We start from the raw sequence: 13,207 nt of genomic DNA, 5'->3' as shown, positions 1-13,207 counted from the left end.
TCGCCTTCAGGCGACCGGGTCTTCTTGTGTGTTACTGTTCTTCTTTCGAAGCAGCGAGTTCCGCTGCCGGCATATTTCCTGGGTGTAAATTCGAACTCTTACGTGCAAACGTAAAGTAAAGAACTAAACCGATGGCAAGCCAGATTCCGAATGCAATCCATGTCTCGAGTTTCAAGTTGAACATCAAGAAGAGACATGCAGCGATTGCTGCGATTGGCACATATGGCATACCTGGACATTTGAACGCACGCGGGAGATCCGGCTGTGTCTTACGAAGAATCAAGACAGCGACAGAGATCAAGACGAATGCTGCGAGCGTACCCATGTTGACGAGGTTTGCGATGACATCGAGCGGAACGAAACCAGCAACGAGTGAGCTTCCCAGTCCGATCATCCAAGTCGCCTTGAATGGTGTTTGGTACTTCGGATGCACTTCAGAGAACACTTTCGGGAACATTCCGTCACGCGAGATGGCGAATGCAAGACGCACCATTCCGTAAGTCATGACGAGAATGACCGTTGTGATCCCGAGGATCGCACCGAGATCGATGAATCCAGCTACCCAGCTTTGACCCGCCATTTGAATCGCAAGTGAGACTGGATGATCGACACCAGCGAACTGTTGGTACGGTACGATTCCTGTCATGATGGCTGCGACGATGACGTAAAGGACTGTACAAACAGCGAGTGAACCGATGATCCCGCGTGGCAAGTTCTTTTGCGGATCACGGACTTCTTCAGCTGCTGATGTGACGGCATCAAAACCAATGTACGCGAAGAAGACGATCGCGGCACCTGAGAAGACACCTCCCCAACCAAATGGTGTGAACGGTGTCCAGTTCGATGGCTCAACGTAGCCAACACCAACAACGATGAAGAGAATGACGACTGCAACCTTGATGACGACCATGATGTTGTTGACACGTTTCGTTTCCTTGATTCCCATCGACAACAATGCCGTAATGGCAAAGAGGATTAAGAACGCTGGAAGGTTGAAGTATGTCTTGGCTCCTTCGACTGCTCCAGGAGCTGCTGATAAGGCTGTTGGCACATGGATGTTGAATCCTGCGAGTAAGGACTGGAAGTACCCAGACCAACCTGCTGCAACGGCACTGGAGGCAAGTCCATATTCGAGGATCAAGTTCCAACCGATGATCCAAGCGAATATCTCTCCCATCGTTGCGTACGTGTACGTATAGACGGATCCACTGACCGGAATCGTTGATGCGAATTCAGCGTAAGCAAGAGCGGCTAGACCACAGGCGATGGCAGATAAGATGAATGATACGATAAGTCCTGGTCCTGCAGTCAATGCTCCTGTTCCCGTCAAAACGAAGATTCCGGTTCCGATGATGGCGCCAATTCCTAAAAACGTTAAATCCATCGCGCCAAGATTTCGAGCAAGTCCACTGTTTCGTTTACTTGCAGCAATCATAGCGGAAACATCTTTTTTCCGCGTCAAACTCATGATGTATTTCCCCCTGTACCTGTTATGATTCGTCCTACGGAGCGAGTCGTCCGCAAGAACTTAATCAAAAATTTACGAAGTTTTCTGATAAATTGATATAGGTCATTATACCTATTTCTATTTTGTTGAACGCTTTCATTCGTTAAACAAAAAAATCCGTACAAAAAAGATGGATGTGTAACACATGTTACACATCCATCTGACAAGCCTCAGTTTGTTAGATTTTTAATTTGTTTTTCGGGTCTTCACCCACTCCAAAAACACTTGGTAATCCAGCTTTGTTCGTGTCACGTAGGCTTCTGACCAACGCTCGATTTGCTCTAAAAAAGCGGTGTCCGAAACACCAATGGCTTGGATGATTTCAACGTCGGCATGATGCGTTAAAATTTTTTCTGTAATCCCCGCATCCTGATCCGCCCGTGCATGGATTTTGGCGGTGATTTGACCTTGAATGCATAACACATTCTCGAGGTCATCCTGACTTTTGATGTGCTTTGCTTTTAGCTTTTTCTTATACGGTGAGCGCTCACGTACATAATATTCCTTTTGACCAATCGTCAGGTAGCCAAGATATGGATCTTCATGTGCCTGCATCGCTTTTTGGGACGTGATGATCCGGCGTCCTTGATGAACGGTTTCTGCTTCCGGGCGATAGACGGGAAGGAACAATGAAGGGACAGAAGTTTGAGCTTGTTTCATCTCAAGAATCAAATCATCTTCTCCGCCTTCGCCCTCAATCAGGATGTAATAGCGCTCAAGACCAATCGATGCCGTTCCACTGTCTAGCTTACGAACGATATCCTTGATTGTATAGAACGATTCGTCACGACGATCCTCGGCATCAATCGTTTCGATATAGGAGGACCAAGCAGACTCGATTGCTGATCTTGTCGCGTCATCTACCGCTGCCATATCTGGTAATGTACAAAAACGTCTCACGCCATCCACCAGTTCCGTCCGCTCTCCCATTAATTCTTCACGTTTCTTTTCTGCTTTTTTGATCAACTTTTTGATTGGTCCTTTTGTATTTTCTCGCGTAAAACAAACATCACTCGGATTTTTTCCGAGAGCGTACTTTTTTAAATCGTGTAAGTATTCCAGGACATAATTGCGAATCGCAGGAGTCGGGTCGTATCCTGCCTCTTCAGCGAATAACCGGACGGAGACCGCCATGCGAATCAAATCATATAAATAAGATCCTAAGTATCCTTCATCAAAGTCATTGACGTCGTAGATGATCTCTCCCTTCGCATTGCCATGGACACCGAAATTCTCAAAATGAAGATCTCCCTGAATCCACGTCGGTTTATCGCGAGACGTATCAAAACCAAGGGGGATTCGCGTCACGTCATAATAAAACAGATGCGAACTCCCACGGAAAAAGCGAAACGGACTCAAGCTCATCTTGTCGTACTTTTCCTGACGTGATTGCTCATCGAGCTGACGAATTTCATGATCGTAAAAATCAAGTACCTTCGCAATCGTCATTTGTCGAATCTCTTCATATACGGGTCGAAACATTCGATTCTCTCCTTTCCATTTGAAAAAAGAGCAGTCAAAACGAAATCGTTTGACTGCTCCTTACGTGTTACTCGAAATGTTTTTTATATTCCCCATATCCTGCCGAATCAAGCTCTTCAAGCGGAATAAATCGTAACGCTGCTGAGTTGATACAATAGCGAAGACCGCCAAGTTCGGTCGGACCATCATCGAAGATATGACCGAGATGACTATCTGCATTCGCAGAACGCACTTCCGTCCGCGTCATCCCGTGACTCGTGTCGAGTTCGACTTCCATCTTGTCTTCTGAAATCGGTTTAGCGAAGCTCGGCCAACCACAGTTCGACTGGAACTTATCTTTCGATGTGAAGAGTGGTGTGCCATCGACGATGTCGACATAAAGACCTGGACGTTCTTCATCCCAGTATTCGTTACGGAAAGCGGGTTCCGTCCCGTTCTCTTGTGTGACTTTATACTGAATCGGTGTCAGACGTTCTTTCAGTTCTTTTTCCTTACCGTGATCCTTCCACGCTTCCTTGATGAATTTCGCGCGACCTGAGCCGACACTATACATCTGATAACGGAACGGATTTTTTTTATAATAATCTTGATGATATTCCTCGGCTGGCCAAAACGGCTTTTCTGGACGAATCTCTACCGCGACCGGACGCGAGAAGCGTCCTGATGCGTCAAGCTCTGCTTTCGAACGTTCAGCTGCCTCACGCTGTGCTTCATCGACATAAAAGATAGCCGGTTGGTATGATTCACCACGGTCATTGAATTGACCTCCGCCATCCGTCGGGTCGATTTGACGCCAGAAGATCTCGAGTAATTCTTCGTACGTAATGACGGACGGATCGTACGTGACTTCAACCGCCTCCAAGTGACCTGTCGTTTCCGAACAGACCTCTTTATAAGTCGGGTTCTCTGTATGACCACCGGTATATCCTGAAATGACCTGCTCTACACCATCATATTTATGGAATGGCTTGACCATGCACCAGAAACAACCACCTGCAAATATTGCTTTTGCCATCTATCTTCCCCTCCTCTGTATGTGTCTATTTTACCGCGTTCAGAGAATGGACTCGACTTTCCTGCTCATTCAATCCTCTGGGTTCGCTTTTAGACGACGCATGACGAAATAAATCGCCGCAAAGACAAGAAGAAGTCCTCCAAGCGAATACCAGATGTTATTCAAACGATAGATCATTTGGTATAAGGCAAGCGTCACAAGCAATAATGCGATCGGTAAGAAGGCACGCTTAAAGTGGTACCAGTAATTCACGAAGATCGCCTCCTGTTTTTCTTTCATCTTACCTGATATGTCATGCCTTCTGCGAGAGGATTATTCGGCTTGACGGTACTCTTCTTCGAGATAGGTCCGGTACTTCGCCTCCCAAGCGTTTAGCGACACACGCCATAATACGATCGTCGCAATGACAAGTCCTAACGTGACCGGCCAGAACCAACTCGACACGACACCTGCTGTCGAAGCCAGTCCGATCTTTGAAAACAGAACGTACGTCCAAATGATTGATGTACATAATAGGATCGATACTGGAATCGCGAACTTCCATGGAGTGAGCTCGACAGACTGTCGTCGATTGACCTTTCTTGACTGGACGGCTGGGTAACGATACCCCATGAATACCATGAATAGCACTTCAATCACGAGTAGAATACCGTATCCATGAATATAGCTAATGCCATGATCCCAGCCAAACAGTTGTTTGAAACCGAAGACGAATAAGTAATACGCGAACACGTGAAAGACAATGACGATTTTCGCCGCAATCGCCGGAATTCGTTTCATGAAAATCCCCATTAATACGATGACGAGAATTGGAATGTTGAAAAATCCTGTGAATTGCCGGATCAAACTCCATAAGCCGTCCGGCGCGTACATCAAGAACGGCGCAATGACGAAAGAAATTAAGGCAACGATCGTTCCAAACCATTTACTGACGCGAATCAAATGTTCATCACTCGCCTCTTTCGCAAACACCGGCTGATAGATATCGAGTACGAAAAGTGTCGCAATACTGTTGAGCAACGAGTTAAACGAACTGAAGACAGCTCCGAGTAAGACAGCCAAGAAAAATCCCATCAGCGAGACCGGCAACAACTCCGTAATGAGTCGAGGATATGATAGATCACCGCTCGTTAGTGTGTTCCCATATAAGTGATAGGCAATGATCCCAGGAATCAGCATGAAGATCGGAACTAATAACTTCAAGAAGCCTGTCATCAAGACGCCCTTCTGTCCTTCCTTCAAATCTTTTGCCCCGAGCACACGTTGAATGACATATTGATTGAGTGACCAATAAAATAAGTTCGCAAATAGGATGCCCGTGAAAATCGAAAAGAACGGAACGGCATCGGTTGAGCTTCCGATTGCGTTCAGCTTCTCCGGTTGCACAGTCGCAATCGTCTTCATTCCTTGAAGCAAATTCCCGTCACCCAGCGCGATAAAGCCAAGCACCGGAACTAGGAATCCAACGAAGACAAGCCCAATCCCGTTCAAGGTATCGGAGACAGCCACCGCACGTAGTCCTCCAAAAATTGCATAAATCGCTCCGATGATTCCAACGACCCAGACGACTAACCAAAGGGATTGCGTATAACTGAGACCAAATAATTCCGGAACATCGAACAGCTGCAAGACAGCAATTCCACCCGAATAAAGCATCGAAGGAATCGTGACACACATATATCCAAGTAAAAAGAGTAAGACTGTCATCCGGCGAACCGTCTCATCATACCGGTGACTTAAGTATTCCGGTAATGTCGAGATACCTAGCCCGAGAAATTTCGGGAGCAGATAGATGGCCATGATGATTGCAGCAAATCCCGCCGTAACTTCCCATGCCATACTCGACATATTCCCCATGAAGGATTGTCCATTGAGTCCAATCAACTGTTCTGCCGACAAATTCGTCAGTAGTAATGATCCGGCAATGAAAACGCCACTTAGACCTCGCCCCGCTAAGAAGTATTCATCGACGCCTTGTGTTTTCCCACGCGTCAATCGATAGGATATGTAGGCAACGAGCAACATGAAAAACGCTGCAGAACCTAATGTGAAAAATAATTCAGATGTAGTCATGCGTCTCCCCCCTATTCTTCATTCATGTTTTCTATTCTTGTAATATGTATTCATTGATTCCTTTTTTATACTTTTCCAAAACTATATTTTAGAAAACGTTTTCATTTAAAGAAATAAAAAAACCACCTTCATTATAGAAGGTGGTTCACACATTACGATTGACGCGGATGTTCTGGGAAGTCCATCTCGTCATAACGAACGATCGACGTCCGGTTTTTGAATTTATGTCCTAACCAGAAGGCAAGGAACAATGGAATACCGACGTACGTCGCAGCAATCCCAACCCAATCGATTTGATCAGCGAGGAATGCGGCATAGTTTTGACCAACGATGACAAGGAAACAAAGACCGAATGCGAACAGCGGACCGAACGGGAACGCTGGTGCAACATATGGTAAGTCTTTCAACGAGTGACCTTGTGCAACGAATCCTTTACGGAAGCGATAGTGACTGATCGCAATCCCGAGCCATGCGATGAATCCTGTCATCCCGGAAGCATTGAGTAACCACAGGTAGACTTGTCCACCAAACATCGACGTCAAGAAACAGAGCGCACCGACTGCACCTGTTGCAAGCAAGGCGTGACGGGGTACACCGTTTTTCGAGACTTTCGCGAATAACTTCGGTGCATCGCCTTGGCGCGCAAGTGTATACAGCATCCGTGTCGAAGCATACATGCCTGAGTTTCCGGCAGATAGAACAGACGTCAAGATGACAGCGTTCATGAGTGCTGCTGAGAACGCAAGACCTGCTTTTTCAAAGACGAGCGTAAACGGACTAACCGCTACGTCCGTAATGTCATTCGAAACCAAGTTCGGACTCGTATACGGAATGAGCATTCCGATGACGAAAATCGCGAAGACGTAGAAAAGTAAGATACGCCAGAAAACTTGTTTGACTGCTTTAGGAACGTTCTTTTTCGGGTCTTCTGACTCACCCGCGGCAATCCCGACGAGCTCCGTTCCTTGGAAACTGAATCCAGCAACAAGAATGATTCCGATGACGGCAGGAATCCCACCGACGAACGGTGCATCGCCAAGAGCAAAGTTTTTAAAGCCAACCGGTGGCTCCGATGTAAAGACACCGAAAATCATCGCAACACCGACGACTAAGAAGACGATGACGGTAACGACTTTAATCATCGCGAACCAATACTCCGCTTCCCCGAATCCTTTAACGGAGAAGTAGTTCAAGCCAATCATGAGTAAGAGGAACAAGGCACTGAAATAAAATCCAGGAACATCCGGGAACCAATACGTCATGACGATTTGTGCTGCGACGAGCTCGACTGCGATCGTGACTGCCCAGTTGTACCAGTAGTTCCAGCCGAGTGCAAAGCCGAATGATGGATCGACGAATTTCGTTCCATATGTCGAGAAGGATCCAGCGACCGGCATGTACGCTGCCATTTCACCAAGACTTGTCATTAGGAAGTAGACCATCAGACCAACGATTGCATACGATAGGAGCGCACCACCTGGTCCTGCTGCTGCGACGGAAGCACCGGACGCAATGAAGAGTCCTGTTCCGATCGCTCCACCGATGGCGATCATTGACATATGACGGGCTTGTAATCCACGTTTTAATCCTTCTGCTGTCGAATCTGTTGTTTGTTTCACATCTAGATTGTTCATTTCGTTCGCTTCTCTCTTTAATAAATTTTTGAGAGGACACTTTTTGAATGAAAAAACAAAAAGCGCCCTCATCTTCCAGATGGAAGATGAGAACGCAACATAATAAAATGGATGCGCCTCATTCTACCGTCGTGAAAGATAGCTCTCCACAAGTAGGTGATACCCGACTTGTGACAGTATTAGACCTATTTGATCTAATCCCAATCGATCATCTTCAAAGCGATGATTGATTTCGGCAATTCTTCCTTTCAGGTCACCTCATCTGTCGCTTGACGACATCCGTAACCGTACTCTTAAGAACTGCAACCTCCATCCCACTGGTTGAGTGAGAACTGAATTAAGTTAGTTATTACTACGCCATATTACACAAAACGCCACGAAATTGTCAATTGCCTTTTTCGAATCTGGGGTAGTCGATGGTAAAAATCCGATATGTTTAGTACACTAAATGGTAGAAGTCCACTGAGAGAAAGGATGCTGCTTGCATGCCACAGGAACGTGATTTGCTAACTTATCGACTCGAGGAACAAATGCGTGTCATTCTTCGTACCCTGCGACGTGAACTTAACCGGCTATTTGAAGGAACGGCGACCCGGAGTGAGTTTTTCATCTTACGAAGCCTTTCAGAAAATGGTCCTCAGCGCCCGACGCTTCTTGCGGAACAATTTGAGCTCGCGACGAGTCAAGTCACTGCTTTGACGGATAAGCTGTATAAACAAGGATATGTCACCCGAACACGTTCGACGGAAGATCGTCGTTCAATCGTCCTCGCTTTGACGGAGGACGGTGAACGTGCATTTCGGGATCTCGAAATCGTCCGGAAAAACTATTTACAAGATCGCTTCGGCACATTGACAGAAGAAGAGCTTGAAACGATGGTTCATGTTTTTAATAAAATTTTACAGACGATGGATGAGGATACACTTACTTCGTCTTCTTAAAAACGGTAGATTTTCTACCGTTTTTTCTATTTTATCTAAAGATTTCCCTCTGTCTAACCGTTATCTACTTGAGTATACTGGAAGTATATATATGGAAATCTGTTAGCTGGGGGAGTTGGGAGGATTTGTTGTCCATCATGAATCAATTCATCATTAACTTTTGTCTACTGTTTACAACGATTACTCTCTTGTTCTTACCGTTTCGAAATCAACCGCGTATTTCATTGAACTCCAAATGGAGCATTCGACTTATACTCGGAGCGATCTGTGGTCTGATTGCGGTTTTATTGATGTTCAATGGGATCCAAATCGATGTCGCCCGTGTTGATTTACGTATCGTTCCCGTCGCGATCGCCATGCTGTTCGGTGGTTTTCCAAGCGCCATCGTTGCGGGTGCGATGATCATTGGGACACGTTACTTTTTAACACCAGTTGATCAAATGGAAGGTTTTTATTTATCTACGCTGATCATCGTCTTGTTCATCACGACAATCGGAATCATTCGTCGATTCGTCCATGTCTCGATGCGTCATTTTCAGCTTATGGTGTTGGTCGGTATTCTCTATTCGTTACCCGCCATCTACATCCTGACGCACAGCTGGTCGACATTCTTTAAAATCTCGATTGCGTACGTCTTCTTTAATTTATTAGCTGGCTTTGTCGCTTTTCGATTGCTAACGGAATTACGCCGTCACTTCGAAAACATCCAGTATCAGCAGAAACTCGCCATGACGGATGCATTGACAGGGCTCGCCAATCGTCGTCGTCTTGATGACTCCCTTTCGCTTGTCGGTTCGACCGACCAAGGCTATTCGCTTGTACTCATCGATATCGATTTCTTCAAGCATGTCAATGATACATATGGTCATGATGCGGGCGATGATGTGTTACGCCAACTCGGCATGACTCTTGCTTCCTTGACGCGTCCAGACGACCTCGTCGGACGGTACGGTGGTGAAGAATTTTTAATCATCTTACCAAGTACTTCGGCGAAAGAAGCGCAAAAAATCGCAGAACTAGCTCGGCTGACGGTCGCACGTAACCTGTTCCCGACAGCAGATGTACCTGATCTACAAATCACGATTTCGCTTGGAATCGCGCATTCTAGTGGTTCTCATACGTCACTTGAAGCATTACAACAGGCAGATAAAGCGTTGTATTACTCAAAAGAAAGCGGACGGAATCGGAGTACGATCTACACGAAAGAACTTGCATTCCGACAAGCTTAACCTGACTGGACACTTCCGTAGGGAAGTGTCTTTTTTTACGTCTTCATTCCGGCTCTTTAGGAAAACCGATGCTTTCTACTGTTCCAAAGACGATCATCCGACTTAATTGTTCTGCCATATACTCTGATGAATACGGTCGACCGTTTCGTAACCAAGAAATCAACAATCCCAACTGTCCACCAATGACATAGTTTAATAATAAGTCCCGATCGACGAACGTAGCTTCTTCTGTGATTTGCGGTCGAAACATTAGTCGGTAATTCTCTTTCAACGTATCGAGAAAGCGCGAGATGAACGTTTTGATCGGTCCTTGAACAAGCATCGTCTGATAGAATAATTCATTTTCTTCGATATGAATGAACAACCGAGCAAAATAGCGACTCACCTGCTCGACTGTCGGAAAGGCAGTTCCTGTACCGGTGATCCGAATCGCTTGTTCAAGTGCCTTCATTTGCTCCTCAACGATTTGGTCAAGCAAATCATACTTATCCGTATAGTGTGCGTAGAAGGTCGAACGGTTCACACCGGCTCCATCCGTCAACATTTTGACCGTAATACTTGAGAAGCTGTGCGTCTTCAGTAAACGAAATAATACCATTGTAATACGGTCACGTGACCGTTTTGGTCGAGGATCACGGCTCTCATTCATCCATATTTCACTCCTTTTTCATCATCTTTTCATTAATGAATCCGTTATCATCTATTTTTCCGACATTTTGTCGGAAATTGTCGGTTGTTTGTTACCTAACTATCCATATAATTAACTATATTAATTACTCCTCCCCCCAGAGGAGTACTTTTTTTGAATCGATTGTACACAAGAAAGGATGCAAACACACCCATGAGTATGAAAAAACTATTAATCATCAATATCGTGACACTCATCGTTTTGATTGGTGGTGGTGTTGTCGGATACTACTATTACGATCAAGCAACGAGCTATGTCAAAACAGACAATGCAAAAATCGATGGCAAAATGATAACGATTGCGAGTCCAAGCGCCGGTAAATTAACAGACTGGTCGGCAAAAACAGGCGAATCGCTCGACAGCGGTGCAACACTTGGTCACATCATGACTGCACAAGCTGGACAAAAACCGACAGATCTTTCTGTTTCGATGCCTGCGAAAGCAACAATCGTTCAGTCGATGGCGACAAAGAATGGCTTCGTCGCAGCAGGTACACCACTTGCTTACGGATTTGACTTAAACGACCTTTGGGTCACAGCGAACATCGAAGAAACAGAAATCGATGAAATCAAAGTCGGACAAACAGTAGATGTCTATGTCGACAGCTACCCGGACACGACACTTTCTGGTGAAGTCGAGCAAATCGGGATGACGACGGCTTCTACGTTCTCAATGATGCCTTCTTCAAACGGAAACGCGAACTACACGAAAGTCGCACAAGTCATTCCCGTTAAAGTATCACTCTCGCAAGAAAAATCACTCGACATTCGACCTGGTATGAATGTGACCGTCCGCATTCATAAGGATTAAGGAGGGACGTTCATGTCTACTACCTTCTTGTTCGGATACAGTGCGTTCACGATTCTGATCATCATCGGCGTCAACTGGATTGCCCGTCGAAGTCGCCCATCCGACATGGCACTGGCGACTGACGGACCAACACTTGAGGAATCCCTCGAGACGGAACCGACGATGACCGTGACACCACCAGTCGCAACACCTTCAAAACAGGTATCGACTGAAAACGTCAGTATTCCGAAAGTACTGACGGTCTTACTAATCGGTATGTTCATTGCTATTTTGAACCAAACGTTGATTAATGTCGCGTTACCGGTTCTAATCAATGATTTCAACGTATCGACTTCCACTGCCCAGTGGTTGACGACAGGCTTCATGCTCGTCAACGGGATTTTGATTCCGATCAGTGCCTTTTTGATGCGAAGCTATACGTTCCGCCAGCTGTTCCTCGCTTCGATGACGCTCTTTTTCTTCGGATCCATCATTTGTTCGATGGCAATGAACTTCCCGGTCATGATGATCGGTCGTGTCGTTCAGGCAGCGGGGGCTGGTATTTTGATGCCACTCGGATCAAACGTCTTCATGACGTTGTTCCCACCGCATAAGCGCGGAGCTGCCATGGGGATGCTTGGAATCGCGATGATTCTCGCTCCTGCTGTCGGACCTACGATCACGGGATATGTCATCCAAAACTATGATTGGCACGTCATGTTTTACGCGATGTCGTTCTTTGGATTAGTGACATTGTTACTTGGTGCTGCCTGGTTCCGACTGACACAGCCCCTCTCGAAACCTTCTTTTGATGCACTGGGCGTCTTATTCAGTACGATCGGATTCGGGAGTCTCCTTTACGGATTCAGTGAAGCCGGGAATGACGGCTGGGATAGCCCGATCGTCATCAGCACGATCGTCATCGGCTTAATTGGAATTGCCGCTTTTGCGATGCGTGAGCTGTCGATGGAAGATCCGATGTTGAATATTCGTGTGTTAAAGGTACCGGAATTTTCGTTCACCCTCTTCATCAACGTCATCGTCACGATGGCTTTGTTCGGCGGGATGTTACTTTTGCCGATTTACCTTCAAAGCATTCGCGGTTTTTCACCGGTCGACTCCGGTCTGCTCCTCTTACCCGGATCACTGATCATGGGAATCACCGGACCGATTGCCGGTCGGTTATTTGACCGTTTCGGTATTCGTCCACTTGCCATCTTCGGTTTGACGTTAATGACCTACGGAACATGGGAACTGACGCAATTGAACATGGATACGTCGTATTACTCCATCATGGGGATCTACATGCTTCGGTCATTCGGTATGGCGTTCATCATGATGCCGATCATGACTGCCGGTATGAATGCCTTACCGATGAAGATGATCCCACACGGAAACGCGACGCAAAACACACTCCGTCAAGTCGCTGGATCTATCGGAACCGCGATTCTCGTCACCGTCATGACCCGTCAAACGACGGCTCATTTGGCAGACGACGCGAATCAGTTCACGACGCTCGACCCAACGCTTTCGCAACATTTAAACGATCTTGGACAACAGCTGGGTAGCTCACAAGCCGCTTCGACGAGTTGGTTTACGATGCTGACGAAACAAGCAACAATCCAAGGGATCACCGATGCGTTCTGGATTGCGACCGTTTTATCTGCGCTTGCACTGATTCTGTCCTTCTTCTTGCACGGAAAAAAAGAACCGAATCTGGATTGATTGACGACAGACCAGTTGATGTCCTATCAGCTGGTCTTTTCTTATACTTTACGAAAAGTTCTTCTTTGCACTTCAGCCTTAAAATCGATACACTAGGGACAATGAGTTTCATATCTAAAGGAGA

Annotated in this window: 11 protein-coding genes and 1 riboswitch; of the genes, 4 read left to right on the top strand and 7 right to left on the bottom strand. The window is 46.2% G+C overall.

Annotated elements, in window-relative coordinates; all coding sequences use genetic code 11:
• Positions 1-31 precede the first annotated feature (31 nt).
• The 6 genes from ESP131_RS03475 to ESP131_RS03450 form a co-directional block, all read right to left on the bottom strand.
• On the bottom strand, positions 32-1,468 hold the full coding sequence (locus tag ESP131_RS03475; protein ID WP_047391976.1) for a branched-chain amino acid transporter BcaP: 1,437 nt from the start codon (positions 1,466-1,468) through the stop codon (positions 32-34).
• 225 nt (positions 1,469-1,693) lie between these two features.
• Positions 1,694-2,989 (bottom strand): DUF2252 domain-containing protein, encoded by a 1,296-nt coding sequence (locus ESP131_RS03470; RefSeq protein WP_069940171.1) that lies wholly within the window; start codon positions 2,987-2,989, stop codon positions 1,694-1,696.
• A gap of 67 nt (positions 2,990-3,056) precedes the next feature.
• A complete protein-coding gene (msrA, locus tag ESP131_RS03465) occupies positions 3,057-4,004 on the bottom strand; it encodes a peptide-methionine (S)-S-oxide reductase MsrA (RefSeq protein WP_069940170.1) in 948 nt (315 codons plus the stop codon).
• A 69-nt stretch (positions 4,005-4,073) separates the two neighbouring features.
• Positions 4,074-4,256 carry a hypothetical protein gene (locus tag ESP131_RS03460; protein WP_035399267.1) on the bottom strand — a complete coding sequence of 61 codons (183 nt, stop codon included), beginning with the start codon at positions 4,254-4,256 and terminating at the stop codon, positions 4,074-4,076.
• Positions 4,257-4,316: 60 nt separating this feature from the next.
• Positions 4,317-6,077 (bottom strand): solute:sodium symporter family transporter, encoded by a 1,761-nt coding sequence (locus tag ESP131_RS03455; protein ID WP_050677325.1) that lies wholly within the window; start codon positions 6,075-6,077, stop codon positions 4,317-4,319.
• Between the two features lie 152 nt (positions 6,078-6,229).
• Positions 6,230-7,711: an amino acid permease gene (locus ESP131_RS03450; RefSeq protein WP_069940169.1), complete on the bottom strand. Its 1,482-nt coding sequence runs from the start codon at positions 7,709-7,711 to the stop codon at positions 6,230-6,232.
• A 131-nt stretch (positions 7,712-7,842) separates the two neighbouring features.
• Positions 7,843-8,031, bottom strand: a riboswitch (Lysine riboswitch).
• A gap of 165 nt (positions 8,032-8,196) precedes the next feature.
• Between ESP131_RS03450 and ESP131_RS03445 the strand changes: the two genes are divergently transcribed.
• Together ESP131_RS03445 and ESP131_RS03440 are read left to right on the top strand one after the other, a co-directional pair.
• Positions 8,197-8,652, top strand: coding sequence for a MarR family winged helix-turn-helix transcriptional regulator (locus tag ESP131_RS03445; protein WP_029343162.1), 456 nt, complete (start codon positions 8,197-8,199; stop codon positions 8,650-8,652).
• Positions 8,653-8,789: 137 nt separating this feature from the next.
• Entirely contained in the window at positions 8,790-9,881 is a 1,092-nt protein-coding gene (locus ESP131_RS03440) for a diguanylate cyclase (protein WP_231925676.1), read from the top strand.
• 43 nt (positions 9,882-9,924) lie between these two features.
• Here ESP131_RS03440 and ESP131_RS03435 read toward each other — a convergent pair whose 3' ends face one another.
• Complete coding sequence (locus tag ESP131_RS03435) at positions 9,925-10,530, bottom strand: TetR/AcrR family transcriptional regulator (protein WP_051656326.1); 606 nt, start codon at positions 10,528-10,530, stop codon at positions 9,925-9,927.
• Between the two features lie 192 nt (positions 10,531-10,722).
• On the opposite strand from ESP131_RS03435, the gene ESP131_RS03430 reads away from it, so the two are divergent.
• Both ESP131_RS03430 and ESP131_RS03425 read left to right on the top strand, forming a co-directional pair.
• Entirely contained in the window at positions 10,723-11,379 is a 657-nt protein-coding gene (locus ESP131_RS03430; protein ID WP_056064483.1) for an HlyD family secretion protein, read from the top strand.
• A 12-nt stretch (positions 11,380-11,391) separates the two neighbouring features.
• Positions 11,392-13,083: a DHA2 family efflux MFS transporter permease subunit gene (locus tag ESP131_RS03425; protein ID WP_029343158.1), complete on the top strand. Its 1,692-nt coding sequence runs from the start codon at positions 11,392-11,394 to the stop codon at positions 13,081-13,083.
• Positions 13,084-13,207 lie beyond the last annotated feature (124 nt).

This window comes from Exiguobacterium sp. U13-1 (genome assembly GCF_001750115.1).
Lineage (GTDB): Bacteria > Bacillota > Bacilli > Exiguobacteriales > Exiguobacteriaceae > Exiguobacterium_A > Exiguobacterium_A acetylicum.
This window is presented reverse-complemented; position numbering and strand designations above follow the sequence as displayed.